This window comes from Streptomyces lincolnensis, from assembly GCF_021173675.1.
Taxonomy (GTDB): Bacteria; Actinomycetota; Actinomycetes; order Streptomycetales; family Streptomycetaceae; genus Streptomyces; species Streptomyces lincolnensis_B.
Genome location: NZ_JAIHON010000014.1, coordinates 258,863 through 285,297 on the forward strand (window position 1 = coordinate 258,863; position 26,435 = coordinate 285,297).

At 71.8% G+C, this 26,435-nt stretch carries 21 protein-coding genes; 14 read left to right on the forward strand and 7 right to left on the reverse strand.

What is annotated here, in order from left to right; genetic code table 11:
* The first annotated feature begins 45 nt into the window (after nt 1-45).
* Together K4B79_RS36775 and K4B79_RS36780 are read left to right on the forward strand one after the other, a co-directional pair.
* Nucleotides 46-1,755, forward strand: coding sequence for a sensor histidine kinase (locus K4B79_RS36775; protein ID WP_232031762.1), 1,710 nt, complete (start codon nt 46-48; stop codon nt 1,753-1,755).
* Complete coding sequence (locus tag K4B79_RS36780) at nt 1,752-2,426, forward strand: response regulator transcription factor (protein WP_232031763.1); 675 nt, start codon at nt 1,752-1,754, stop codon at nt 2,424-2,426. Before K4B79_RS36775 ends, K4B79_RS36780 begins: the two co-directional genes overlap by 4 nt.
* A gap of 3 nt (nt 2,427-2,429) precedes the next feature.
* On the opposite strand, the gene K4B79_RS36785 is transcribed toward K4B79_RS36780, so the two are convergent.
* On the reverse strand, nt 2,430-3,083 hold the full coding sequence (locus K4B79_RS36785; RefSeq protein WP_232031764.1) for a phosphatase PAP2 family protein: 654 nt from the start codon (nt 3,081-3,083) through the stop codon (nt 2,430-2,432).
* Between the two features lie 174 nt (nt 3,084-3,257).
* On the opposite strand from K4B79_RS36785, the gene K4B79_RS36790 reads away from it, so the two are divergent.
* Nucleotides 3,258-4,097, forward strand: coding sequence for a hypothetical protein (locus K4B79_RS36790; protein ID WP_232031765.1), 840 nt, complete (start codon nt 3,258-3,260; stop codon nt 4,095-4,097).
* 113 nt (nt 4,098-4,210) lie between these two features.
* Here K4B79_RS36790 and disA read toward each other — a convergent pair whose 3' ends face one another.
* Together disA and radA are read right to left on the reverse strand one after the other, a co-directional pair.
* On the reverse strand, nt 4,211-5,335 hold the full coding sequence (gene disA / locus K4B79_RS36795; protein WP_232031766.1) for a DNA integrity scanning diadenylate cyclase DisA: 1,125 nt from the start codon (nt 5,333-5,335) through the stop codon (nt 4,211-4,213).
* Between the two features lie 81 nt (nt 5,336-5,416).
* On the reverse strand, nt 5,417-6,826 hold the full coding sequence (gene radA / locus K4B79_RS36800; RefSeq protein ID WP_232031767.1) for a DNA repair protein RadA: 1,410 nt from the start codon (nt 6,824-6,826) through the stop codon (nt 5,417-5,419).
* A 216-nt stretch (nt 6,827-7,042) separates the two neighbouring features.
* Between radA and K4B79_RS36805 the strand changes: the two genes are divergently transcribed.
* Nucleotides 7,043-8,800, forward strand: coding sequence for a BACON domain-containing protein (locus K4B79_RS36805; protein WP_232031768.1), 1,758 nt, complete (start codon nt 7,043-7,045; stop codon nt 8,798-8,800).
* 96 nt (nt 8,801-8,896) lie between these two features.
* Here K4B79_RS36805 and K4B79_RS36810 read toward each other — a convergent pair whose 3' ends face one another.
* Complete coding sequence (locus K4B79_RS36810) at nt 8,897-9,745, reverse strand: hypothetical protein (RefSeq protein ID WP_232031769.1); 849 nt, start codon at nt 9,743-9,745, stop codon at nt 8,897-8,899.
* A gap of 71 nt (nt 9,746-9,816) precedes the next feature.
* Between K4B79_RS36810 and K4B79_RS36815 the strand changes: the two genes are divergently transcribed.
* The gene (locus K4B79_RS36815; RefSeq protein WP_232031770.1) at nt 9,817-10,749 is read left to right on the forward strand and encodes a Ppx/GppA phosphatase family protein; all 933 of its coding nucleotides are present in this window, start codon (nt 9,817-9,819) and stop codon (nt 10,747-10,749) included.
* 15 nt (nt 10,750-10,764) lie between these two features.
* Here the strand turns inward: K4B79_RS36815 and K4B79_RS36820 are convergent, their stop codons facing one another.
* Nucleotides 10,765-14,106 (reverse strand): GH92 family glycosyl hydrolase, encoded by a 3,342-nt coding sequence (locus K4B79_RS36820; RefSeq protein WP_232031771.1) that lies wholly within the window; start codon nt 14,104-14,106, stop codon nt 10,765-10,767.
* 287 nt (nt 14,107-14,393) lie between these two features.
* Here K4B79_RS36820 and K4B79_RS36825 point away from each other — a divergent pair, with 287 nt between their 5' ends.
* The 3 genes from K4B79_RS36825 (at nt 14,394) to ilvD (ending at nt 17,835) form a co-directional block, all read left to right on the forward strand.
* Nucleotides 14,394-15,227: a sugar phosphate isomerase/epimerase family protein gene (locus K4B79_RS36825; RefSeq protein WP_232031772.1), complete on the forward strand. Its 834-nt coding sequence runs from the start codon at nt 14,394-14,396 to the stop codon at nt 15,225-15,227.
* Nucleotides 15,224-15,835 carry a TetR/AcrR family transcriptional regulator gene (locus K4B79_RS36830; RefSeq protein ID WP_232031773.1) on the forward strand — a complete coding sequence of 204 codons (612 nt, stop codon included), beginning with the start codon at nt 15,224-15,226 and terminating at the stop codon, nt 15,833-15,835. Before K4B79_RS36825 ends, K4B79_RS36830 begins: the two co-directional genes overlap by 4 nt.
* Nucleotides 15,836-15,981: 146 nt before the next feature.
* Nucleotides 15,982-17,835: a dihydroxy-acid dehydratase gene (ilvD, locus tag K4B79_RS36835; protein ID WP_232031774.1), complete on the forward strand. Its 1,854-nt coding sequence runs from the start codon at nt 15,982-15,984 to the stop codon at nt 17,833-17,835.
* 46 nt (nt 17,836-17,881) lie between these two features.
* Here ilvD and K4B79_RS36840 read toward each other — a convergent pair whose 3' ends face one another.
* Entirely contained in the window at nt 17,882-19,999 is a 2,118-nt protein-coding gene (locus K4B79_RS36840) for a serine/threonine-protein kinase (RefSeq protein ID WP_232031775.1), read from the reverse strand.
* A 180-nt stretch (nt 20,000-20,179) separates the two neighbouring features.
* Here K4B79_RS36840 and K4B79_RS36845 point away from each other — a divergent pair, with 180 nt between their 5' ends.
* From K4B79_RS36845 to proC, 6 genes are all read left to right on the forward strand, one after another.
* Nucleotides 20,180-20,494, forward strand: coding sequence for an SH3 domain-containing protein (locus tag K4B79_RS36845; RefSeq protein ID WP_232031776.1), 315 nt, complete (start codon nt 20,180-20,182; stop codon nt 20,492-20,494).
* Nucleotides 20,495-20,537: 43 nt separating this feature from the next.
* Nucleotides 20,538-21,044: an EamA/RhaT family transporter gene (locus K4B79_RS36850; protein ID WP_232031777.1), complete on the forward strand. Its 507-nt coding sequence runs from the start codon at nt 20,538-20,540 to the stop codon at nt 21,042-21,044.
* Between the two features lie 116 nt (nt 21,045-21,160).
* A complete protein-coding gene (locus K4B79_RS36855) occupies nt 21,161-21,931 on the forward strand; it encodes a class I SAM-dependent methyltransferase (protein WP_232031778.1) in 771 nt (256 codons plus the stop codon).
* Nucleotides 21,932-22,107: 176 nt separating this feature from the next.
* Nucleotides 22,108-22,950, forward strand: a complete 843-nt coding sequence (locus K4B79_RS36860; protein ID WP_232031779.1) for an ABC transporter ATP-binding protein — start codon at nt 22,108-22,110, stop codon at nt 22,948-22,950.
* Entirely contained in the window at nt 22,947-23,774 is an 828-nt protein-coding gene (locus tag K4B79_RS36865) for an ABC transporter permease (RefSeq protein ID WP_232031780.1), read from the forward strand. The genes K4B79_RS36860 and K4B79_RS36865 overlap by 4 nt, the downstream gene beginning before the upstream one ends.
* A gap of 118 nt (nt 23,775-23,892) precedes the next feature.
* Nucleotides 23,893-24,705 carry a pyrroline-5-carboxylate reductase gene (proC, locus tag K4B79_RS36870; RefSeq protein WP_232031781.1) on the forward strand — a complete coding sequence of 271 codons (813 nt, stop codon included), beginning with the start codon at nt 23,893-23,895 and terminating at the stop codon, nt 24,703-24,705.
* 66 nt (nt 24,706-24,771) lie between these two features.
* Here proC and trpS read toward each other — a convergent pair whose 3' ends face one another.
* Nucleotides 24,772-25,797: a tryptophan--tRNA ligase gene (trpS, locus tag K4B79_RS36875; RefSeq protein ID WP_232031782.1), complete on the reverse strand. Its 1,026-nt coding sequence runs from the start codon at nt 25,795-25,797 to the stop codon at nt 24,772-24,774.
* Nucleotides 25,798-26,435: the final 638 nt, after the last annotated feature.

The window sequence follows — 26,435 nt, forward strand, 5'->3', positions numbered from 1 at the left end:
GTTCCGGCGTCGGGCGTCCGACGTGTCGGGGCGTGGGGGCGTCGGATGCGTCGGGCGCGCCTCGGCGGTGCCCAGGGCCGCCGTACCGCCTACCGCCGTACCGCCGCACACCTGACGATCGGCAGCGGTGCCGCCCCGGTGGACGCCGGTAGCGTCGGGTGGATGGAAGAACCCAGCACCCGGAGCGTTCGTGCCCTGAGCGTCTTCCTGCTGTGGGCGGCTCTCTCGCTGCCCCCGGTCCTGGCGGACGCCTTCGGGCTGAACGAGCCGCGCTCCGTCGGGGAGCTCCTGTGCGCACTGCCCGTCCTCGCCGTGGCGGTCGCGTCGGCCAGGTCGTACCCCTTGACCGCCTTCGGACTGATCGCCGCCCTGAGCCTCATCACCGAACCCGCCCTGTTCTCCGTGTCCTACGCTCCCTCCCTCTGCGTCCTCGCCCTGCTGCTCGGCCTGCGCGCGCCCGGGATACTGCCGGCCACGCTCCTCTTCAACGCCGTGGGCTGCGCGGGCATCGTCAAGATCGCCCTCTTCGGCACCGACTCGGCACCGCAGGTGGTGGTCCTGATGAGCTCCCTGCTGTTCCTGTGCCTCTTCCCCTGGCTCGGAGGACGCCACTGGCGCCAGAGCCGCGAGTTGGCCGCCGCCGGCTGGACCCGGGCCGCCCGCCTGGAGGGCGAGCAGCGCATCGCCGAGGAACGGGCCCGCCTGCGCGAACGTGCGCGGATCGCCCAGGACATGCACGACTCCCTGGGCCACGAGCTGAGCCTGATCGCCCTGCGCGCGGGCGCCCTCCAGGTCGCCCCCGACCTCCCCGCACACCATCGGACCGCCGCCGCGGACCTCCGCCTGGCCGCCGCCGACGCCACGGACCGCCTGCACCGCATCATCGGTGTCCTGCGCGAGGACGACGAGCCGTCGCCGCTGACCCCCGCCGGCGAGAGCGTGGAACAACTCGTCGCCCGCGCGGCCGAGTCGGGCCTGCCTGTGTGCTGGGATCCGACGGGACCCCCCAGGGCCGCCCCTTCGGACGGCGTCGCCGGACGCCTCCTGCACCGGGTGGTGCGCGAGGCCCTGACCAACGCCGCCCGCCACGCCCCCGGCGCCGAGGTGACCGTCGCGGCGACGGAAGAGGAGGGCGGCACGACGGTCACCGTCACCAACGGGCCCGCCCCTCACCGGAGTTCCACCACCAGCACGGAAGGCTCCGGCTCGGGCCTGCTCGGCCTGCGCGTGGCCGTCACCGAGACCGGCGGCACCTTCAGGGCCGGGCCGCACGGAGACGGCTTCCGCGTCCGCGCCCACATCCCCGCCCGGCCCGCCTCCACGGCGCCCCGCATCGCCGCCGCCGCGGCTCCTTTCGTCCGCGCCCGCCGCCGCGTCGCCGTCACCATCGGCGCCGTCGTCTGCGCGGGCCTCGCCCTGATCGGCGGCGCCTTCGGCTGGTACGCCTACACGGAGACCGGCTCGGTCCTCCAGCCCACCGCCTACGCACAGCTCCGCCCGGGCGACACCGTGCAGCAGATGGCCTCCGCCCTGCCCGACCGCACCGCCCGCGACGCCCCCGTCGAACGAGCCCCGTCACCGCCACCCCCGGGTACCGACTGCCGTTACTACCGGGCGAGCGGTGAACTCTTCGTCTCCGTCGACCACTTCAGGTTGTGCTTCGACAGCGAGGGGCGGCTCGTGGCCAAGGATGTGATCCCCGGCGTCGGATTCGCCGGCGAGGGACGCGAAGAATACGAGGAGTTCGCAGGATGATCCGCGTACTGCTGGCTGACGACGAGGCGATGGTCCGCGCGGGAGTGCGGGCCATCCTGGCGAGCGACGACGGGACGGAGGTCGTCGCCGAGGCGGGCGACGGACGGGAGGCGGTCGAACTGGCCCGCGCCCATCGCCCGGACGTGGCCCTGCTCGACGTCCGTATGCCGCGCCTGGACGGACTCGCCGCGGCGGAACAGATCGTGCAAGCGGTCCCCGGCACCGCGGTCGCGATGCTCACCACCTTCTCCGAACAGGATTACGTGGCCCGTGCGCTGGGTGGCGGTGCCACCGGTTTCCTCCTCAAGTCCGGAGATCCGTACGAGCTGATCGCGGGTGTGCGGGCGGTCGCGGGCGGCGGCGCCTTCCTCTCACCGAAGGTCGCGCGCTACGTCATCGACGGCCTGGCCGGCGGGGGAGAGGCGGGCGGTGCCCGTCGCCTCGCCCGCGAGGCAGCCGCCCGCGCCCGCGTCCAGGAACTCAGTCCGCGCGAACGGGAGGTGCTCGGCCTGGTCGGCGCGGGTCTGTCCAACCCGGAGATCGCCGCCCGGCTGCATCTGGTCGAGGGCACGGTGAAGGCGTATGTGAGCGCGGTCCTCGACCGGCTGGGCGTCCGCAACCGGGTGCAGGCGGCGATCGTGGCGTACGAGGCGGGGTTGGCGGAGTCGTGAGGTTCAGCGGTGCCGGGTGGGTTGCCGGGGTGCCGCGTGCGCGGGGGACGTGGCCGGTCCGGGGCCTGTGAACCACCGCACCGCGGGCGCCGAGGAGGAGCGCATCGCCTCGGACACACGTGTCGCCGGGCCTGTGCACAGCCGTATGAGGGCGAAGGCGCAGAGCGCCCCCAGGGCGAGGCCCACGGCCACGTCGTGCGGGTAGTGTACGCCGACGAAGACCCGGGAGAAGGCCATCAGGAGGGCCAACGGGGCCGTCAGCCACAGGAGCGTGCGGTGGACCAGCGCCAGGGCGACGGCCGAAGCTCCCGCGATGGTGGCGTGGTTGCTGGGGAAGGACCAGTCACCGTGCGGCGGACAGGCCATCAGTGACGGGGCGGCGTCGGTGACGGCACGGCACGGACGGTCCTCCGTGACACCGGACTTGACCACCTCACTGCACACGTACGCCACGGCCGTGGCCAGAGGTGCAAGGGCCGCGATCGCGAACGCCTGGGTGGTGTCGCGTCTGGCACGCCACCAGGCCACTGCGAAGAGGGCGACGAAGACCAGGAGACCGGCCTCCGTCCATATCTCGGCCGCGTGTTGTACCCACGAAGGGGTGTCCCGTGCGGTGTCGGTGATGTCGCGGTAGAGCTCCGCGTCCTCGAAGTTCATGTCACAGACGGTAGGCGTCGGGCCACTTCCGTCACAGTCAGCGATCGTAGGGTTCCGCACCTGACGAAAGACAGGGGTGGGACGACCGGTTCCGGGATGATGATCCGGAAAAGTTGTGAGTCCTGGCGGCGGGTGGGGCCGGTGAACGCGCCGATCTCTCGTACAGTTTGCGCCGTGGGATCTCTGCGCAATCCGGTCGGGCCGCTTCCCTCCACCATCTACTGGCGACGGAGGGCCGTACTGGTGTCTGTGGTCGCCCTGTTGGCGCTACTGATCACCTGGATCGTCACCTCCGGCGGCGGTGGCGGCAACAACGGTGCCGACGGGTCCAACGACAAGAATCCCTCACCCTCGACGATCACGCCGGGGCCGTCCGGCTCCGGTCCGGCGATCAGTCAGGCGCCGGGCGGCCGGGACGAGTCGAGTCCCGGCGAGGACTCCGGCGGGGCAGGGTCCGGCGACGGTTCGGGGGCCGGTGACGGCTCGGGCGACGCGGGGACCACGGCCGGGGCGGGTGGCGGTTCCGGGGGCGCCGGCGGAGCGGGTGCGGCCGGTGGCGGCTCGGGTGCCGGGGTCGGGCAGGACGACGTGCTTCCCGCGGGGTCCGGGCTGCCCAACTGCACTGCCGGTTCGGTGAAGTTGACCGTGCGCAGCCTTCACAACACGTACGGGCCCGGTGACACGCCCGCCCTGCTCCTCACCGCCACGAACTCCTCCGGCAGTGACTGCAAGGTCGATCTCGGGCCGAAGAACGCGGTGGTGACGATCACTCAGGCGGGCAGCGAGAACGACTACTGGTCCTCCGCCGACTGTCCCTCGGGAGCCGCGAACCTGGTGTTCCGGGCGCCCGCCGGCAGCAGCATCACCTACACCGTGAAGTGGGACCGCAAGCCGAGCGCTCCCGAGTGCGCGACGCCTCCGGCGGGGACGGCCGCGGCGGGGACGTACCTGGTGGAGGCGAAGGCCCCCGGGTTCGGCACGGTGCAGACGTCGTTCGTGCTGGAGAACGACTAGGAGCCGAGACCGGCGCCTCCCTGTGGGAACGGCGCCTCCTCGTGAGACGGGCGCCGCCCCTTCCGGCCCGGCGCCGCCCTCCGGGACCAGCGCCGCCCCTTCCGAGCCGTCCGCTACACGTACCGCTCCAGGATCGAGCTCTCCGCCAGCCTCGACAGGCCCTCGCGGACGCTCCGGGCCCGGGCCTCGCCCACGCCGTCCACCGTCTGGAGATCGTCCACGCTCGCGGCGAGGAGCTTCTGCAGGCCGCCGAAGTGCTCCACCAGACGGTCGATGATGGCGCCGGGGAGCCTCGGGACCTTGGCCAGGAGGCGGAAGCCGCGGGGGGAGACGGCGGAGTCGAGGGCCTCCGGTGATCCGGTGTAGCCCAGGGCACGCGCCACCGTGGGCAGTTCCAGGAGTTCGGCGTGGGAGAGCGCGTCGAGTTCGTACAGGGCTTCCTCGACCGTGCGCGAGCGCTTCGCGGTGGGTTCGGGGACGTAGTCCCGGACGACCAGTTCGCGCTCGGGCTCCACACCGGCGATGAGCTCGTCCAGCTGGAGCGCCAGGAGGCGCCCGTCGGTGCCGAGCTCGACGACGTACTCGGCGATCTCGGTGGCGATACGGCGGACCATCTCCAGGCGCTGGGCCACGGCCGAGACGTCCCGGACGGTCACCAGGTCCTCGATCTCCAGCGCGGACAGCGTGCCCGCGACCTCGTCGAGGCGGAGCTTGTAGCGCTCCAGGGTGGCGAGGGCCTGGTTGGCGCGGGAGAGGATCGCCGCCGAGTCCTCCAGGACGCGGCGCTGGCCGTCGACGTAGAGGGCGACGAGCCGCATGGACTGGGAGACGGAGACCACCGGGAAGCCGACCTGCTTCGAGACCCGGTCAGCCGTCCGGTGCCGCGTGCCCGTCTCCTCGGTGGGGATCGTCGGGTCGGGCACCAACTGGACGCCGGCCCGCAGGATCTTCGACAGGTCGGAGGACAGCACGATGCCGCCGTCCAACTTGCACAGCTCCCTCAGGCGCGTCGAGGTGAACTCGACATCCAGGACGAATCCGCCCGTACACATCGCCTCGACGGTCTTGTCGGAGCCGAGCACGATGAGACCGCCGGTGTTGCCCCGGAGGATCCGTTCGAGGCCGTCGCGCAGCGCGGTGCCGGGTGCCACGGCGCTCAATGAGGCGCGCATCAGGCCATCGGCACCGGAGCTCCCACCGGACTTTCCGGGAGCTGCTGCCCGGTCGTTGGCTGCCACTGCACTCCTCCGGTCGCAGGTTCTGGGGCGCTCCCCTTTCGCACAAGCTGTTCGTACGGACGGGCGAGACCAGGGCAAAGTCTACCGGCGCTCCTCGTCGTCCCGTGGGGCCTCTCTGCGACGCGAGCGTGGAAGCACCCTCAGGGCGTCCCCTATGTCCGCGACTTCCAGGACCTTCATGCCCGCCGGGACCTTGCCCGGGTCGCCCGGTACGAGGGCGTGGGTGAAGCCCAGACGGTGGGCCTCGGCGAGCCGCCGCTGCACGCCCGTGACCCGTCTGACCTCGCCCGCGAGGCCGACCTCGCCGATCGCGACGAGGTTCTTCGGCAACGGGGTGTCGCTGGCCGCGGAGGCCAGCGCGAGCGCCACGGCCAGGTCCGCGGCGGGCTCCGACAACTTCACACCGCCGACCGTCGCGGAGTAGATGTCCCGCTTGCCCAGGGCGCTGATCCGGCCGCGCTGCTCCAGCACCGCCAGCATCATCGAGACCCGGGAGGTCTCCAGGCCGGACGTGGTCCGCCGGGGCGAGGGGATCTGGGAGTCGACGGTGAGCGCCTGGACCTCGGCGACCAGCGGGCGGCGGCCCTCCAGGGTGACGGTCAGACAGGTACCGGGCACCGGTTCGGCGCGGCGGGTCAGGAACAGGCCGCTGGGGTCGGCGAGGCCGGTGATGCCCTCGTCGTGCAGTTCGAAGCAGCCGACCTCGTCCGTCGTGCCGTAGCGGTTCTTGACGCCGCGTACGAGGCGCAGGCGTGCGTGCCGGTCGCCCTCGAAGGAGAGCACCACGTCCACGAGGTGCTCCAGCAGGCGCGGGCCCGCGATCGCCCCGTCCTTGGTGACATGGCCCACCAGGAGCGTCGACATCCCGCGCTCCTTGGAGGCCCGGATCAGGGCCCCGGCCACCTCGCGCACCTGGGACATGCCGCCGGGCGCGCCGTCGATCTCCGGGGAGGCCACCGTCTGCACGGAGTCGAGGATCAGCAGCGACGGCTTCACCGCGTCCAAGTGGCCCAGCACGGCGGCCAGGTCGGTCTCGGCGGCGAGATACAGGTGGTCGTCGATCGCCTTGATCCGGTCGGCGCGCAGCCGGACCTGGCTGGCCGACTCCTCGCCGGTCACATAGAGGGTGCGGTGTTCGTCGCTCGCCGACTTGGCGGCCACGTCCAGGAGCAGGGTGGACTTGCCCACGCCCGGCTCACCCGCGACGAGCACCACGGCGCCGGGCACCAGGCCGCCGCCGAGCACCCGGTCCAGCTCGGGCACGCCGGTGGAGCGGGCCGTCGCCTGCCTGCCGTCGACCTGGCCGATGGGTACTGCGGAGGTCGTGACGCGGCCCGGTGTCGTCGTACGGACGGCGGGCGCGCCGTACTCCTCGACCGTCCCCCATGCCTGGCACTCCGGGCAGCGGCCGAGCCACTTGGCCGTCTGCCAGCCGCACTCGGTGCAGCGGTAGGACGGGCGGTCCTTGGCGGTCTTGGTACGGGTGGCCATGGACGAACCGTAACCGGAGCCACTGACAGTCCCGACCGTCGGCCGCCCGACCGCTCCGAGAGGCACCGTCACCACGCCCCGAACCAGCCACCGAAGTCGGGAACCAGCCACGGAAGGAGTCGTTCCCGACCCCTATTGAGGGATCGTTTCACCCGTACGGATTAAAAGTGCTCAAGGGGAGAGAACGGGTCATCGCGCGCCCCCTACGGTCCACGGGTGATGAGCAGCAGTCCGGAGACCTCGACCCGCGCCACCGGCGCACACCGGGCGCACCGTGAGGCGCGCGACCGCGCGGCGGCGCGGACGCTGGCGCAGCGCCCGCCCGCGCGCTACGAGCCGTACCTGGACGGCCTGTTCACCTACTGCCTGTCCGTGCTGTGCGACCACGACACGGCGACCGCCGCCCTGGGCGACGTCCTCGCGCTCGCCGAGAAGCGCCGCGGCCCGGACGCGGCCGGGGACCGCCGGGCCTGGCTCTACGCCCTGGCCCGCTGGGCGTGCCTGCGCAAGCTGGCCGAGGCCAAGCAGAAACGTCAGGCCGGCCACGCGGCGGGGCGACACGGCACCGAGAAGGAGCCGCCCACGACCCCGCCCGTCTCCGAGGAGGTCCAGGAGCAGCGGCGCCGCGAACTCGCCCTGCTCGCCTGGCCGGAGGCCGCCGGAACCACCCCGGAGCAGCGCGAGGCTCTCGAACTCGCCGTCCGCCACCACCTCGCCGCCCACGAGGTCGCCGCCGTCCTCGGCATGGACGTGGCCGCCGCCCGGGAACTGCTCGCCTCCGCGGCCTGCGAGGTCGAGCGCACCCGCGCGGCCCTCGCCGTCGTCGAGACCGGAGGCTGCCCGAGTGTGGCGCGGCTCACCGGCGACAACCAGCTGGTGCTGAGCACAGCCCTGCGCCGCGAACTCGTCCGGCACGTCGACGACTGCCCGCGCTGCCGCCGTACCGCCGAGCGCGCGGTGCCCGGCCGCTGGCCCGGTGCCGCCGTCGCCCCCGCCGAGCTGTCCGTCCTGCAGGCGCCCCGCGCGGCCGTACGCATGGCGATGGCGCACCTCCCACGCGCGCGGGGCGCAGGGCCCCGCTTCGACCGGCGCGGCTTCCCGATGGACCCCAAGGACCGGGCCGCCCGAAGGGACCGCCTCCGCGCGCGGGCCGTCACCACGACCGTCGTCGCCACCGTGGTCGCCGCCCCCGTGCTCGCCCTGTGGGCCGCCTACCGGGGCACGCCGACCGGCGAGGGCCCGGCCGGCGGTTCCGCCAGCGCCAGCGAGGCGCACGGCCCCGACACCCTGGACGACGCGGCGGCGGGCGGCGGCTACGAGAACGCCGGCAACGCCAGCACCAGGCCCGGCGGCCGCTTCGCCAAGGGCAACGAACCCGACGTCTCGGTGGAGGTCATCAGCGTCGCCGGAGCCGGCCGCAAGGGCGCCGGGCAGCTGGAGGTCGCGGCGGGCAACGACGGCGACACCACGCTGATCACCCTCACCGCGACCGGCTCCGCGCCGGTGCGCTGGTCGGCGACCACCGGCGTGGACTGGCTCTACTTCAGCCAGTCCTCGGGAACCCTCGCGCCGGGCGCGTCGTTGACGATCAAGGTGTACGTCGACCGGCTGCGCGAACCCTCCGGCCCCTGGGACGCGCGCGTGGCGATCGCACCCGCCGGCGCCGTCGTCTCCATCGAGGGCTACGGCACCGCACCCGGCCCGTCCGACCCCGCACCCGGCAATCCGGGCCCCGGCTATCCCGGCCACGGCGACCCGAGCGACCCGCCCCCGTCCGACCCGGGCCCCTCCGATCCCGGAGACCCGGGAGGCCCGGGCAGCCCGACACCCCCGCCCTCCTCCGACCCGCCGCCGAGCGACCCGCCCCCGTCGTCGGATCCGGACCCGACCCCCACCGACCCCGCCCCGTCCGACCCGGGCGGCTCGACGCCACCCCCGTCCGACGGCGGCGACCCGAGCCCGTCCACGTCGTAGCGCGTGGCAGGCCTCGGGCTCCGTGGGCTCGCGCGTCGGCCCGTGCGTCGGTCGGTTCCGGCCGAGATCGTCCCCGCCGCCCGGCGGCGGCCGACGTCAGCCGACGGGGTCCGCCGGATGCGGTGCCAGCAGCGGCAGCTGCGAGGCCAGTCGCTCCTCGCACAACTCCACGAGACGGTCGTAGCCCGCCTTGCCCATCAGCTCGATCAGCTCGGGCCGGTAGGAGACGTACACCGGATCGCCCGCGCCGTGCGCCGAGGTCGCCGACGTGCACCACCAGTGCAGGTCGTGGCCGCCCGGACCCCAGCCACGCCGGTCGTACTCCCCGATGGACACCTGGAGCACCCGGGTGTCGTCCGGCCGGTCGATCCAGTCGTACGTCCGTCGCACCGGGAGCTGCCAGCAGACGTCCGGCTTGGTCTCCAGGGGCTCGCGGCCCTCCTTCAGGGCGAGGATGTGCAGCGAGCAGCCCGCGCCGCCCGCGAAGCCGGGCCGGTTCTGGAAGATGCAGGAGCCCTGGAAGGGGCGGGTCTGCCGGTCGCCGTCCTCGTCCTCCGAGATCCAGCCGTTTCGTGCGCCTTCGTCGTGGTACTGCCAGATGTCCGGAGTGAGCCTGGCCACGTGGTCGGCGACCCGCTTCTCGTCGTCCTCGTCGGAGAAGTGGGCACCCAGGGTGCAGCACCCGTCGTCCGCGCGGCCGGCCTGGATGCCCTGGCAGCCGCTGCCGAAGATGCAGTTCCAGCGAGAGGTCAGCCATGTCAGATCGCAGCGGAAGACCTGCTCGTCGTCCGCCGGATCAGGGAACTCCACCCACGCGCGCGCGAAGTCGAGCCCCGTCTCGTCCGCTGCCGGGGCCCGCCTCGCCTTCTTCGACTGCTTCGGTGGCTTCACCTGCGAAGAACCGGTGGAGGATTTGTCGGTCTTCGCCTTTTTCGTCTTTGGCACGGGTCAAGGGTAAGTCTCCACAGGCACCTCCGGAGACTGCCGAGCGGCCCGCTGGCAGTAGCGTTCCGTACATGAGACTCGGTGTCCTCGACGTGGGATCGAACACGGTGCATCTGCTGGTGGTGGACGCACACCCGGGCGCACGCCCCCTGCCCGCGCACTCGCACAAGGCGGAACTGCGCCTTGCCCAACTCCTGGACGAGGACGAAGCCATCGGCCCCGAAGGCGTCGACAAGCTGATCTCGGTCGTCCGGGAGGCGCTCCAGGCCGCCGAGGACAAGGGCGTCGAGGACCTGCTGCCGTTCGCGACCTCCGCCGTGCGCGAGGCCAGCAACGCCGACGACGTCCTCGCGCGCGTGCGGACCGAGACCGGCGTCGAGCTCCAGGTCCTCACCGGTGCCGAGGAGGCCCGCCTGACCTTCCTCGCAGCCCGCCGCTGGTTCGGCTGGTCCGCGGGCAAACTTCTCGTCCTCGACATCGGCGGCGGCTCCCTGGAGATCGCCTACGGCATCGACGAGGAGCCCGACGCGGCCGTCTCGCTGCCGCTCGGCGCGGGCCGCCTCACCGCCGGCTGGCTCCCGGGCGATCCGCCCGACCCGGAGGCCATCAGGGCCCTGCGCCGCCATGTCCGTACCGAGATCGCCCGCACGGTCGGCGAGTTCAGCCGCTTCGGCGCCCCCGACCACGTGGTCGCCACCTCAAAGACCTTCAAACAACTCGCCCGCCTGGCCGGCGCCGCCCGCTCCGCCGAGGGCCTCTACGTCCAGCGCGAACTCAAGCGCGAGTCCCTGGAGGCCTGGGTCCCGCGCCTGGCCGGCATGACGACCGACCAGCGCGCGGAACTCCCCGGCGTCTCCGAGGGCCGGGCCAACCAGCTCCTCGCCGGCGCCCTTGTGGCGGAGGCCGCGATGGACCTGTTCGGCGTGGAGACGGTGGAGATATGCCCTTGGGCTCTCAGGGAGGGCGTGATCCTGCGGCGCCTGGACCACATGGGCTCCCCGTAACCACCTGGGGGGCGCTCAGGCGGTGGCGAGCCCGAACACGTGCATCCGCCCACCGCTCGTACTCGAAGGCAAGGTCACACTCGCCAACCGCTTCCCCGCCGCCAGCGGGACCGGAGCGGTGGCGAAGACATACGTGTCCACGTCATCCGTACTCCCGGAGTACAGCCGGTAGGCGGTACGCACCGCCACCACGTTCCCGTACGACGGCTTCTGCGCGCCCCCGCCCAGTGTCCAGTCGCTGAACCCGACGGTCACCTGCTGCGTGCTCCCGTCGGTGTACGTCAGCGTGAGCGTGCCCGTACTCGGGCCGTTGCTCGAACTGCCCAGGAGCGCGATCCGCGTCGCCTCGCCGGAGACGTCGAGGACCTGCCCACCACCGCCGACGACGATGTTGTCGGGATCCCCGGGACCCACCTTCGGCCAGGTGAACGAGAAGCCCCCGGCGTCCACCGGCGCACCGGGCGTGACCTTCTGGTCGGCCAGCGCCTTCGCCGAGTAGCTGCCACCGCCTCCGTCGAAGTCGCCGGTCGGAGCGCTGTCGTCCGCGGAGATCCCGTGGTTGTCGAGGTACCACGGCACGCTCCCGCGCGGGGCGACGGTGACGGCCACGGACGCCTTCGCGACGACCGCGCCCGAGGAGTCCGTCAGCGTCAGCGGGACCGTACGGAACCCGTCGGAGCCGTCCGCGGCCGTCACCGTGAACGAGGCGGCACCGTCACCGCCGCCCACCCCGGGCACGGCGACCTCGCCGCCGGCCGGGGTGACCGTCAGGCCCTCCGGTGGCGCGGCGGCCCACCGCAGCGTGCTGCCCCGCTCCCGCAGTGACCGCACGCCGACCGTCACCTTCTCGGAGGTGTCCCCGGGCCGCACGCGCACGCGTGAAGGCGTCACGCCGGTGAAGTACGGCTGCTCGCCCTCCCGGAACGACGGCGGCGCGTCGCCGGCAGCACCGCCCCAGGACGTGTTCGCCCCGGTCCCCAGCGTGTAGTCCAGGGTGCCCCCGTCGGCGACGAAGGACTCCGGCAGCCAGGCACGCCCGCTCGCCCGGCCGTTCACCTTCAGGGACTGGACGTAGTACGTGTCCGCGGACGCGCCCGGCGCGTTCACGGTGATCGTCCTGCCGTTGTCCCGGTGGACGGTGATCCTCGGGAACAGCGGGCTGGCCAGCACCAGTTCGGCCCGGCCGGGCACCTGCGGGAACATCCCCAGGGCGCCCCACACGTACCAGGCGGACATCGTGCCCAGGTCGTCGTTGCCCACCAGCCCGTCGGGACCGGGCCCGTAGAGGGTGTTCAGGGAGCGCCGTACGACGTCCTGGGTGCGGTACGGGGCGCCCGCGTAGGCGTACGCGTACGGGGCGTTCAGGGACGGCTCGTTGCCCAGGAAGGCGTACGGCTCGTGCGGACCGGCATTCAGCTTGGTGAAGTAGGTGTCCAGCCGCTTCACGGCGGCCCGGTCACCGCCCACCGCGCCGAAGAGCCCGGCGAGGTCGTACGGCACCATCCACTGGTACTGGGCGCCGTTGCCCTCCATCCACCAGCTGGAGTCGGCCGGGTCGTACGGCGTCAGGAAGGAGCCGTCGCGCAGACGCGGCTGGAGGGAGTCGTTGGCGGGGTTGAACAGGTTCTGCCAGTTCTGCGCCCGCTTCATGAACGCGGTCCGCGTGGAGGTGTCGCCGAGGCGCCCCGCGAGCTGTGCGATGCCGAAGTCGGCGGTCGTGTACTCCAGGGTCGTGGACGGGTCGCTGGGGAGGTAGCCGAGCTTCTGGTAGTCGGCGAGGCCGTAGCGCTCCACATAGCGTGCGTTGGGTTTCTGGACGGTCGTCGCGCCCTTCACCATGGACGCGAGCGCGTCCTCGGCGTCGAAACCGGTGGCCCCGAAGGCGTACACGCTCGCCAGGATCGAGTGGTAGGGGTCGCCGTTCATGACGCCGTTGAAGTCGTTGTTCACCGACCAGCGGTCCCACACGTCGCCGGCCTGGTGGGCCTGGTTGTACATCGACTGCGCGATGTCGCCGGCCACATCGGGCGCGAGTAGCGCCAGCAGCTGCACTTCGGAGCGGTAGATGTCCCAGCCGGAGAAGTTGGCGTACTGGGTGTGCCCCGCGGTCGTCCTGTGCGTGCGCCCGTCGAAGCCGACATACCGGCCGTCGACGTCACTGAAGACGTTCGGCTGGATCAGCGAGTGGTACAGGGCCGTGTAGAACGTCGTCCGCTGGGCGTCGGTGCCGCCCTCGACGGCGATCTGGTTCAACCGCTCGTTCCACGCGGCACGCGCGCGTGCGGCCACGGTGTCGAAGCCGGCGGAGCCCTGCTCGGCCCTCGCGTTGGCGGCGGCGCCCTCGGCACTGACGTACGACAGCCCGACCTTGACGCCGACCGAGCGGCCCTTGGCGGTGTCGAAGGTGACGTAGGCGCCGGAGCCGGGTCCGGAGACGCTGACGGACCTGTTCTCGACCTTCTCGGACTTCTCGCCCTGCTCTGACTTCTCGGCGTTCTCGGCGTTCTCGGTCTCCTCGACCTGCTCCGTCTTGTCCGCCGTGTCCATGTCGACCTTGGCGCGCGCGGTGCCGCGCACGCTCTCGTCGCCCGGGGTGACGGTGTCGTTGTGCCAGGTGCCGACGGAGGCGAAGGGGCGGTCGAAGGTGGCCGAGAAGTAGACGCGGTAGCGGTTGATGCCGCCGCAGAACTTCCCGCTCGCCACATAGCCGCTGATCGTGCGGCGATCCTCACTGATGTCGGCCTGCGCGTCGTTCGCGCCGCCGATCGATCCGGAGACGTTCACCAGCAGCGACGCCGTCCTGTCGCTTTCCGGGTAGGTGAACCGTCCGGCGCCCGAGCGCTGGGTGGCGGCCAGTTCGACCTTCGTCCCGGAGGCGAGCGTGACGCCGTAGGAGCCCGGCGAGGCCTTCTCGTCGTCGTGCGAGAAGCCGTCCAGGTAGTGGTCGGGGTCGGTGGCGGGGGAGGCGGTGACCTGCCCGGAGTAGGGCATGAAGGGCAGGTCCTGGGCGCCGTAGCAGCCGGCGCCGGAGAGGTGGGTCAGGCTGAAGCCGCGGATCTTGTCGTCGTCGTAGAAGTAGCCGCCCGGCTGGGACCGGTCGGTGTCCGGGCTCCACTGGACCATCCCGAACGGGGCGACGGCGCCCGGGAACGTGTTGCCCGCACCGCCGCCGGTACCGAAGTCGGGTCCGCCGGGCTTGGTGCCGACGAACGGGTTCACGTACCGGGCGAGGTCGGCGGTGGTTCTGGCCGTGGGGGGCTCGGTGACGGCCTGGGCGGGCACGGACGCGCAGAGGGTGGCCCCGAGGGCGAGGGCGGCGCCAAGAAGACGTCCCGCGCGCGGGCGCGAGACGGACAAGCGTGGGGGGTGCATGGAGGCGAAACGCCTTTCGTCGAACGCCGTTACGGGTGCGTTTCGACCCGTACGTCACGGGCAGTCAATCGGCTTCGCGGACAAAGAGGCGTGATCGACATCAAGTTCCACCCGATGCCCCCTGTTTCACCGTGGACCTGCCGCTTTCTGCGCGTCCGGTGAAGAGCCGCCGCGGACAAACCACGAACAACTCCGCGCCCTCCTATGGCGAACCCCACAACGGCGCGGAGGAGCCCCACGTCCACCCGACCGCACCCCGTAATCTGTCCCCCATGGCAGAGCCCGTCGTACGCATCCCGGATGCGAAGGTCGCCCTGTCGACGGCGTCCGTCTACCCGGAGTCGACCGCGACGGCCTTCGAGATCGCCGCCCGTCTCGGATACGACGGCGTCGAGGTGATGGTGTGGACCGACCCGGTCAGCCAGGACATCGAGGCCCTGCGCAGACTGAGCGACTACCACCGGATTCCGATCCTCGCGGTGCACGCCCCCTGCCTGCTCATCACGCAGCGCGTGTGGTCCACCGACCCCTGGGTCAAGCTCCAGCGCGCCCAGGCCGCCGCCGAGAAGCTCGGCGCGAGCACCGTCGTCGTGCACCCGCCGTTCCGCTGGCAGCGCCAGTACGCGCGCGACTTCGTCAGCGGGATCTGGCGCATGGCCGACGAGACGGACGTACGGTTCGCCGTCGAGAACATGTACCCCTGGCGTTACCGCGACCGCGAGATGCTCGCCTACGCCCCCGACTGGGACGTGACGAAGGAGGACTACCGTCACTTCACGATCGACCTCAGTCACACGGCCACGGCCCGCTCCGACGCGATGCAGATGATCGACCGCATGGGAGACCGCCTCGGCCACGTCCACCTCGCCGACGGCAACGGCTCAGGCAAGGACGAGCACCTCGTCCCCGGTCGCGGCAGCCAGCCCTGCGCCGAGCTGCTGGAACGGCTCGCCCTCGGCGGCTTCGACGGCCATGTCGTCATCGAGGTCAACACCCGCCGCGCGATGTCCGGCGCCGAACGCGAGGCCGACCTCGCCGAGGCCCTCGCCTTCACCCGCCTCCACCTGGCCTCGGCGGCGCCCACGGCGCAGGCGCGCCGGCCGTGACCGACGCCACGGCCCGCAAGAGGGGCCGCCCCCGGCGTACCGAGTCGGACGCGGCCGGCACTCGCGACCGCATCCTGGACGCGGCCCGCCAGCAGTTCTCCGAGAGCGGCTTCGAGAAGACGTCCGTGCGCGCCATCGCCAAGGCCGCCGGGGTGGACGCGGCACTCGTCCACCACTACTTCGGCACCAAGGAGCAGGTCTTCGAGGCGGCCGTCGAGGTCGCCTTCGCCCCGGCCGTGAAGGTGCGGGACGCGGTCCTGGAGGGCCCTCTCGACGACGCCGGCGAGCGCATGACCCGCACCATCTTCGGGCTCTGGGAGAACCCGGTGACCCGCAAGCCGCTGCTCGCGATCGTCCGGTCGGCGGTGAACAACGAGGCCGCGGCCGCCGTCTTCCGCCGCCTGGTCTCCACGCAGCTGCTGCGCCGCATCGCCGGGGAACTCGACGCCCCGGACGCCGAGCTGCGCGCCGAACTGGCGGCCGCGCAGCTCGTCGGCGTCGCGATGATGCGCTACGTCATCAAGATCGAACCGGTGGCCTCGGCGGACGTGGAGGAGATCATCGCGCGGGTGGCGCCGGTGGTGCAGGGGCATCTGACGGGGCCCTGACGGGTCCCTGAGGCGTCCTTCGCCGAGATCCCCGACCTCGTGCTCCTCTGAGACGCGCGTCCCGCGATACGGACACCGGGGCCACGGTGTCAGACCCCGGGCGTACGCTCGTTAGCAGTCAGATCTGTCTGAAGGAGCGAGCGACGATGCCCGAGCTGAGGTCCCGCACAGTCACCCACGGCCGCAACATGGCGGGCGCACGCGCCCTTATGCGCGCCTCCGGTGTACCCGGCGCGGACATCGGCCGCAAGCCGATCATCGCGGTCGCCAACAGCTTCACCGAGTTCGTCCCCGGCCACACCCACCTGCAGCCCGTCGGCCGGATCGTCAGCGAGGCGATCGTCGAGGCCGGCGGCATCCCGCGCGAGTTCAACACCATCGCCGTGGACGACGGCATCGCGATGGGACACGGCGGCATGCTGTACTCGCTGCCCTCCCGCGACCTCATCGCGGACTCGGTCGAGTACATGGTCGAGGCCCACTGCGCCGACGCCCTGATCTGCATCTCCAACTGCGACAAGATCACCCCGGGCATGCTGAACGCGGCCCTGCGGCTGAACATCCCCACGGTCTTCGTCTCCGGCGGCCCGATGGAGTCCGGCCGCGCCACGCTGGTCGACGGCACGGTCCGCACGCTCGACCTGGTCGACGCGATCTCCGACGCGGTCAACGACAAGATCTCCGACGAGGACATCCTCCGTATCGAGGAGAACGCCTGCCCGACCTGCGGCTCGTGTTCCGGCATGTTCACCGCCAACTCGATGAACTGCCTGACCGAGGCCATCGGCCTCTCCCTGCCGGGCAACGGCTCGGTCCTGGCGACCCACACCGCGCGCAAGCAGCTCTACGTCGACGCGGCCCGCACGGTCATGGACATCACCCGCCGCTACTACGAGCAGGACGACGAGACGGTCCTCCCTCGCAACGTGGCCACCTTCGCGGCCTTCGAGAACGCCATGGCCCTCGACATCGCCATGGGCGGCTCCACCAACACGATCCTGCACCTGCTGGCCGCGGCCCAGGAGGCGGGCGTCCCCTTCGGCCTGGAGGAGATCAACGAGGTCTCGCGCCGCGTGCCCTGCCTGGCCAAGGTCGCACCGAACGTCGCCAAGAACCGCACGTACTACATGGAGGACGTGCACCGCGCCGGCGGCATCCCCGCCCTCCTCGGCGAACTGCACCGCGCCGGCCTGCTCAACGAGGACGTGCACGCCGTCCACAGCCCGTCCCTGGCCGACTGGCTGAAGACCTGGGACGTCCGCGGCGGCTCCCCGTCCCCCAAGGCCGTCGAGCTGTGGCACGCGGCCCCGGGCTGCGTCCGCTCCGCCGAGGCCTTCTCCCAGTCCGAGCGCTGGGAGGCCCTGGACGACGACGCCGAGGGCGGCTGCATCCGCAGCGCCGAGCATGCCTACTCCAAGGACGGCGGCCTGGCCGTCCTCAAGGGCAACCTCGCCGTGGACGGCTGCGTGGTCAAGACGGCCGGCGTCGACGAGTCGATCTGGACCTTCGAGGGCCCCGCGGTCGTCTGCGAGTCGCAGGAGGAGGCCGTCGAGAAGATCCTCAACAAACACGTCACCGACGGCGACGTCGTCGTCATCCGCTACGAGGGCCCCAAGGGCGGCCCCGGCATGCAGGAGATGCTCTACCCGACGTCCTTCCTCAAGGGCCGCGGCCTGGGCAAGACCTGCGCACTGATCACGGACGGCCGCTTCTCCGGCGGCACCTCGGGCCTGTCCATCGGCCACGCCTCACCCGAGGCGGCCTCCGGCGGCACCATCGCGCTCGTCGAGAACGGCGACCGCATCCGCATCGACATCCCGAACCGCACCATCGAGCTCCTGGTCGACGACGCCGAACTGGCCCGCCGCGAGCAGGCGCTGAACGGCGTGTACGCCCCCAAGAACCGCGAGCGCAAGGTCTCCGCGGCCCTGCGCGCCTACGCGGCGATGGCCACCAGCGCCGACAAGGGCGCCGTGCGGGACGTCTCCATGCTGGGCTGATCCTCCGGGTGGGGGCCGCCTCCTCGGGGGCGGCCCCTTTCCCATGTCACCACTGGGCGGGATCACGGGCGTCCACGCCGAAGACGGTGCCGTCGGGGGCGGTCGCGTAGACGTGGCCGTCCACGAGCACCGGGGTGGGCAGCGTCGCCACGACCCGGTCCGTGTCGGCGGCGAGCCGCGGCGGAGTCTGCCCGAGGAGCCGCCCGCTGCCGCCGTCGACCGCCAGCAGCCGCCCGTCGGGGGCGGTGAAGTACACCCGCTCACCGTCCGAGACCGGAGCGGATCCGCGGCTCACCGAGGTCTCCAGATGCCACAGCCGCTTGCGTGCGTCCAGATCGACGGCCTCCAGCGAACCACCGGTGGCCAGCACGTACACCACGTCCCCCCGCACCCCGGCGATGGCGTCCTGACGCGGGACGGGCAGGGCGACCCGGGTCGTCTCCTTCGATGCGGGCGTGTAGCGGACCACGGCGTCGGTGTTTCCCGTGGCCCAGTCGGCGGAGAGGAACACCAGGGATCCGTCCCGGGCGGCGACGGGTCTCAGCATGCCCTCCAGCCGTGCCTCCCACCGCACGTCACCCGTGCCCGGATCGACCGCGGTGACCCGGGTGCTCGAACCGTCGTCCGACGCCCGCGTGGCATAGGCCAGCGGATCCCCGGCGAACGAGGCGAAGGCCCCGACGCCCGGCATACGGCGCTCCCACCGCGTCTCGCCCGACGCGCCGTCCACCCCCGTGACCGTCCCGTCCGCCCCCGTCAGCAGAACCGTCCCGCCGCCGTAGCGCACCGAGCCGGAACCGGACAGCCTCCGCTCCCAGACCTGCTTGCCCGTGGCGGGGTCGAGCCCCTCCAGACGCCGGCCGCCGTCCGTGGAGGTCTGCACGAGACCACCGGAGACGACCGGCGGGCCGCCCGGTATCTCCTCGGAGACGGAGTGCTGCCACAGCACGGTCCCGTCGGACGGGGCCAGGGCGTAGACGAGGCCGGCCTGCGCGCACAGCACCCTGCCCGCCCCGTGGGCACACTGCGGCACCCCGTCGGCCCGGGGCGCGGGCTTCACGTCCCACGCGCCGAACGCCGCCGGTGCCGAGTGCGCCGCGGTGTCCTCACGCGGGGTGGGGCCCCCGTCGATCAGCTGGACCGAGGCGAGCACGCCACAGGCGAGGACGGCGACGGCCCCGCCCACGAGCGCCACCCGCCGGCGCACCCCCTTCCTCGCGGGCTTCGGCCCGGGCTCCGCCTCCGAAGCTTCCGATGGTTCCGAAGACTCCGGCGGCTCCGGCGGCCCTTCCGCACTCGTCCGCTGCGCCGGTATGAAGGCCTGCGTGTCGTACGAAGCCGCCACCGAACGCAGTTCCCGCATCAACTCGTCCGGCGTCGGCCGGTCCTCGGGCTCCTTCGCCAGACACCGCGCGATCAGCGGCGCGAGATTCTCCGGTACGCCCGTCAGGTCCGGCTCGTCATGGACGACCTGGTAGGCGACCACATACGGACTGTCCGAGTCGAACGGCCCCCGGCCCGTGGCCGCGTGCACCAGCACCGACCCGAGCGCGAAGATGTCGGCGGCGGGACCCACCTCGCGCGGCCGACGGAACTGCTCGGGCGCCATGAAAGGAGGCGTCCCGATCAACTTCCCGGTCTCCGTGCGCAGTTCGCTGTCCTTCGGCCGGGAGATACCGAAGTCGATGACCTTCGGCCCGTCCTCGGCGAGCAGCACATTGCTCGGCTTGAGGTCCCGGTGGACCACCCCGACCCGATGGATGTCGCGCAACGCCTCGGCCAGTCCCGCCATCAGCCGGCGCAACTGGGACGAGGGCATCGGCCCGTTCTGCTTCACATGGTCGGACAGCGTCGGCCCGGGGATGAACAGCGTGGCCATCCACGGCCGTTCGGCCTCGGGGTCGGCGTCGACGACGGACGCCGTGAAGGCCCCGCTCACCCGCCGCGCCGCGGCCACCTCCTGCCGGAACCGGCCCCGGAACTCCGGGTCCCGGGCGAACTCGGCATGGACGATCTTCACCGCGAGCTTCATCCCCGAGGCGCTCCGGGCGATGTGGACGACGCCCATCCCGCCGGACCCGAGAGTCGACTCCAGGCGGTAGTGACCGGCGTACTCGGGACGTTCCGCTTCAGCACCCGCTCCCGTGCCCTGCTGTGGCGCCATGGAACCACCCCCGTGCTGTTCGTCCGCGCGCGCGACGCACGGAGCCTAGTCGATGTCTCGTACGAGACAGAGGCGGCTTGCTAGTCTCCGCGTGCGAGTTGCGTACATGTGTTTCATGTCGTGATTCGGGGGAATCAACGGCATCCCATGGCAGTCATGGGACCAACGGGGGAGGCATTCATGTCTGTTGAGCATGTCGAGGAGATCGAGGGCGGCGGGGAAGAACTCGTCACGACAGCCGCGGCCCTGCGCTACTACACCACCGCTCCGGGAGTCCGTCTCAACGTCCGCAGCGGCCCCGGTACCGGCTACAGCATCGTCCGCACCCTGCCCGGCGGATCCAAGGTCCCGATCTACTGCCAGAGCCCGGGCACCTGGGTCTCCGGCACCTACGGCACGACCAACATCTGGGACAACATCAGCAACGGCGAGTTCGTCTCGGACGCCTACGTCAACACCGGCAGCGACGGTTACGTGGCGTCCCGCTGCGGCTGAACCCACCCGGAGCCCGCGGTCCGTGCGGAGCCATAATCGACGCGTGAGCGACGAATCCGGCACCCAGAACACCCCCGCGGGCTCCGAGAGCGGCCCCCGCCCCGAGCCCCTCCGCCTCTTCGGCACCACCTGGGTGAACCACGACAACGGCTACGCCCTCCGTCGAGTCGGGGCAGGCGTCGGCTCCCTCGCGGCCGCGGCCGCCTCCTGCCTCGTCCTCCGCTTCGCCTTCGAGGGCCTCCGGATCGCCGACACCGGCAGCTTCGTCACGCTCCTGGTCGTCGTGATGTTCGCGGTGTGCAGCGCCCTCGCCTTCCGCCACACCTGGGACGGCTTCGGCAAGCGCCCGGACCCCGACCGCCAGGCCTCCCTGCGCGGCCTGCTGGCCATCGGCTTCGTCGGCTCACTCCTTGCCTACTCCTTCCGCTGCCTCACAGAGGCCCCCGGCGAGAAACTCCACCGCGCCGAGTACGAGACGGCCCTCGACCAGCACCGCAAACGCACCTCCCGCCGCACCGGCAACCCCTCCAAGAAACGCCGCCGCTCCTAGAGCCGACCCGGCGGACCAGGCCGCACGCACACAACGCCGCCGCGGACAGCGCCCGGGCCCGCCCACTCTCACCGAAAACTCACCGCCACCACACCCACCCCCGCCACCATGGCCGTATGACGGCCTCCTCCCACGCCTTCCGGGCCCACTCCTTCAACGCCGCGGCAGCCCAGTACGCCGCCAACCGCCCCTCCTACCCGACCGCCCTCCTCGACACGATCGAGGAACTGGCCGGCCGCCCCCTCGCCGGCGCCCGTGTCGCGGACGTCGGCGCCGGCACCGGTCTCGCCACGGCACTCCTGCACGCCCGGGGCGCCGAGGTCGTCGCCGTGGAACCCGGCGACGGCATGGCCGCCCAGTTCCGCCGCGCCCACCCCGGCATCCCGATCATCCGGGGCGACGGCAACGACCTCCCCCTCGCCGCCGACTCGGTCGACTTCCTCACCTACGCCCAGGCCTGGCACTGGACCGACCCCGACCGCTCGGTCCCGGAAGCCCTCCGCGTCCTGCGCCCGGGCGGCGCGCTCGCCCTGTGGTGGAACACCCACGCCCTCGACGTGCCGTGGATCGCCGCCCAGTCCCACCGCATCCAGCACCGCTTCGGCGGCGACCGCACCGTCCACCGCAACGGCGACGCGGACCACTCCGCCCTCGTCGACCCCACCGGCCGCCTCACCTTCACCCGCCGCTGGGTCCGCTGGAGCCGCCGCGTCCCCCTCGACACGCACCTGGCCAACATAGGCAGCCACTCGATCTTCCTGGTCCACGGCGAAGAGGCCTCCGCCGCCTTCCTCGCCGACGAGCGCGCCCTCCTCCTCAAGACCTTCCCCGACGAGATCGTCGATGAGGTCTACGACGTCGACCTCCTGCTCGCCACCACCGCCTGACCCCCGGCCCGGCGGCCCCACCTCTCGCACCGCCCGGACGCCCGACTCCGATCACGTCACCGCGCCACCGCCTCATCTCACCCGCGCGCCACCGCACCCGCGTGCCCGCGCCGTCCGGCATGCCCGCTTGACGACCCGGCTTGACGACCCCGCGCCTCCGGAGCAGTATTCATCACATGATGAATTATCCGCCCGGTCCACCCACGAACGACGACACCCCCTCCACCGCCTCTCCCAGCACCCCCTCCGCCTCTCCGGCCGTCCGCGCCGAAGACCTCACCGTCGTCCGAGGCCCCCGCACGGTCCTGCGCGGCCTCGACTTCACCGTCCCGCGCGGCCAGATCACCGGCCTCCTCGGCCCGTCCGGCTGCGGCAAGTCGACCCTGATGCGCGCGATCGTCGGCACCCAGGCCAAGGTCACCGGCACCCTCGACGTCCTGGGCAGCCCCGCCGGCCACCCCACCCTGCGTACCCGCATCGGCTACGTCACCCAAGCCCCCTCCGTCTACGACGACCTGACCGTCCGCCAGAACCTCGCCTACTTCGCCGCGATCCTCGCCCCCGGCCGCGCGGCCTCCGAACGCCGCCACGACGACGTCACCCGCGCCATCGCCGACGTCGGCCTCACCAGCCACGCCGACGCCCTCGCCGGCAACCTCTCCGGCGGCCAGCGCAGCCGAGTCTCCCTGGCCGTCGCCCTCCTCGGCACCCCCGAACTCCTCGTCCTCGACGAACCGACCGTCGGCCTGGACCCCGTCCTCCGCCGCGACCTGTGGAACCTCTTCCACGACATCGCGGCCCGGCGCGGCGCGACCCTCCTCATCTCCTCCCACGTCATGGACGAGGCCGAGCGCTGCCACCGCCTCCTCCTCATGCGCGAGGGCCGCATCCTCGCCGACGACACCCCGGACGCCCTGCGCACCCGGACGCACACCGACACGGTCGAGGCGGCATTCCTGCACCTGGTCGACGAGGCGATCGCGGCCGACCGCACACAGCAGAAGGAGACGGCACGATGAGCACGAGCGCGCACACGGACAGCGGCACGAACACCGGCGGGGGCCCCACACGGGGTACGACTCCCGCGCCCGCCCCCACCAGCGCCCTGAACGCGTCCCGCACCGCCGCCACCGCGGCCCGCGTCCTGCGCCAGCTCCGCCACGACCCGCGGACCATCGCGCTGATGATCCTCATCCCCTGCGTGATGCTGCTCCTGCTGCGCTATGTCTTCGACGGCAACCCACGCACCTTCGACAGCATCGGCGCCTCCCTCCTGGGGATCTTCCCCCTGATCACGATGTTCCTGGTCACCTCCATCGCCACCCTGCGCGAACGCACCTCCGGCACCCTCGAACGCCTCCTCGCCATGCCCCTCGGCAAGGGCGACCTCATCGCCGGCTACGCGCTCGCCTTCGGCATCCTCGCGATCATCCAGTCCGCCCTTGCCACCGGTCTCGCGGTCTGGTTCCTCGACCTCGATGTCACGGGCAGCCCCTGGCTCCTGTTGCTGGTGGCCCTGCTCGACGCACTGCTCGGCACCGCGCTCGGCCTCTTCGTCTCGGCCTTCGCCGCCTCCGAGTTCCAGGCGGTCCAGTTCATGCCGGCCGTGATCTTTCCCCAACTCCTCCTCTGCGGTCTCTTCACTCCCCGCGACACCATGCACCCCGTCCTGGAGGCCATCTCCGACGTGCTGCCGATGTCCTACGCCGTCGACGGCATGAACGAGGTGCTCCGGCACACCGACATGACCGCGACCTTCGTACGGGACGTACTGATCGTGGCGGGATGCGCGGTCCTGGTACTGGGACTGGGAGCGGCGACGCTGAGGAGGCGGACGGCGTAACGGGCCGCCGTCTCCGACCCGCGCCCCGCCCGTCCCGCCCACCGGACAACCGCGCCCGCCCCATGCCCCCGGTGCGAGGATGAACCCCGGACGACGCACCCCCGGAGGGCCCCGCACCATGACCCAGAAAGTCGCAGTCCTCGGCACCGGCAAGATCGGCGAAGCCCTGCTCAGCGGAATGATCCGCGCCGGCTGGGCCCCGGCCGACCTCCTGGTCACCGCCCGCCGCCCCGAGCGAGCCGAAGAACTCCGCACCCGCTACGGAGTCACCCCGGTCACCAACCCCGAGGCCGCCAAGACCGCCGACACCCTGATCCTCACGGTCAAACCGCAGGACATGGGCGCCCTCCTCGACGAACTCGTCCCGCACGTCCCCACCGACCGCCTGGTCATCAGCGGCGCGGCCGGAATCCCCACCTCCTTCTTCGAGGAGCGCCTCGCCAACGGCACCCCGGTCGTCCGCGTCATGACGAACACGCCCGCCCTCGTGGACGAGGCCATGTCCGTCATCTCCGCCGGCACCCACGCCACCGCCGACCACCTCGCCCACACCGAGGAGATCTTCGGCGCCGTCGGCAAGACACTCCGCGTCCCCGAGTCCCAGCAGGACGCCTGCACCGCCCTCTCCGGCTCCGGCCCGGCGTACTTCTTCTACCTGGTCGAAGCCATGACGGACGCCGGCATTCTCCTCGGGCTGCCCCGCGACAAGGCCCACGACCTCATCGTCCAGTCCGCGATCGGCGCCGCCACCATGCTCCGCGACAGCGGCGAACACCCGGTCAAGCTCCGCGAGAACGTCACGTCCCCCGCGGGCACGACCATCAGCGCCATCCGCGAACTGGAGAACCACGGCGTACGGGCCGCCCTCATCGCCGCCCTCGAAGCCGCCCGCGACCGCAGCCGCGCACTGGCCTCCGGCAACAACAGCTGACCCCCGGCCCGCCGCCCCCTGCCCACCCGGGGGCGGCAAGCCCACTCCCGCCGGACCCGCGCCGCTCTACCGAGCCGCGGTCACCGCGCTATCAGCAGCGGCCGGCAGCAGCCCGATCGCCCGATACGCGGCATCGACCGTCGGCCGGGCCATCGCCCGAGCTCTCTCCGCCCCATCCCGCAGCACCCCCTCCACATAGCCAGGATCCGCGCACAACTCCCTGTGCCTGTCCTGCACGGGCCTCAGGACCTCGACCACGGCCTCGGCGGTGTCCTTCTTCAAAGCTCCGTACGTTTCATATACACCGCTCAGCTCCGATGGGTTCCCACTCGTGCAGGCCGCGAGGATCTCCAGCAGATTCGCCACCCCCGGCCGCGACTCCCTGTCGTAGACGACCTCCTGCCCGCTGTCCGTCACGGCCCGCATCACCTTCTTCCGGACGACGTCCGGCTCATCGAGCAGATAGACGATCCCCGGACCGGAGTCGTCGGACTTCCCCATCTTCGAAGCCGGATCCTGAAGGTTCATGACTCGCGCGGCCACTTTCGGCACCGTGGACCTGGGCACCACGAACGTATGTCCGTACCGCTGGTTGAACCGCACCGCCAGATCCCGCGACAGCTCCACGTGCTGGGCCTGGTCGTCCCCGACCGGCACCTCGTCGGTTCCGTACGCCAGGATGTCCGCCGCCATCAGCACGGGATACGTCAGCAGCGACAGCCGCACGCTCCCGCCGCGCTCCCTCTCCCGGACGGCCTTCTCCTTGTACTGGATCATCCGCCGCATCTCGCCGTCCGTGGCCACGCACTCCAGCAGGTACGACAGGCGCGCATGCTCGTCCACATGACTCTGCACGAACAGGGTGCACAGCTCCGGATCCAGCCCCGACGCCAGCAGCAACGTCGCCGCCTGCCGACTCAGCCGCCGTACCCGCGCCGGATCGTGGTCCACGGTCAGCGCGTGCAGGTCCACGACACAGAACAGCGCGTCGGCGCGGTGCTGGTCGACGGCGGCCCACTGCCGCATGGCTCCCAGGTAGTTCCCCAGCGTCAGGTGCCCGGTCGGCTTGACCCCGCTGAATACCCGCGTCATCTCTCTCCTCCTGGTCGGGCCCGCCGACCTCGCCGGCCGGTTGCCCCTCAGGAGTGCTGGAGGGAGACACAGAAACGGCCGCCGAGGCGGCGGCCGTCGAGTGCGTACGTGAACTCGGCCGCCGTCAGGCGGCCCACCACTGCTGGGTGCACGTACGCGTAGTCATGGAGCTCAGCGTACGCCTCCCGAGCGCCGCCCGGACCGGAGTTGACACACCCCGGGCCCGTACGTAGTGTTCTCCGAGTTGTCCGACGTGAGCTCCGACTTCGGTCGGTCCCCGGACAGCCATTCCGCAAGTACCAGCCAACACTCGACGACAGTGTTCTGCCGTCGCGCCATTGGCATGCGTATTTACGAAATGAGGAATCCGCGTTCGAAAGGACGCAGCCCCCGATTAGCTCGGGAGCCGGGAATCCGCTAAAGTCTCACTCGTCGGAACGGCCCAACAGCCGGGAAGGCGGCCCCCTTCTGACGGGGAGTCAGGCCCGAAAGGATCTGATAGAGTCGGAATCGCCGGAAAGGGAAACGCGGAAGCGGGAACCTGGAAAGCACCGAGGAAATCGGAACCGGAAACGGTCTGATAGAGTCGGAAACGCAAGACCGAAGGGAAGCGCCCGGAGGAAAGCCCGAGAGGGTGA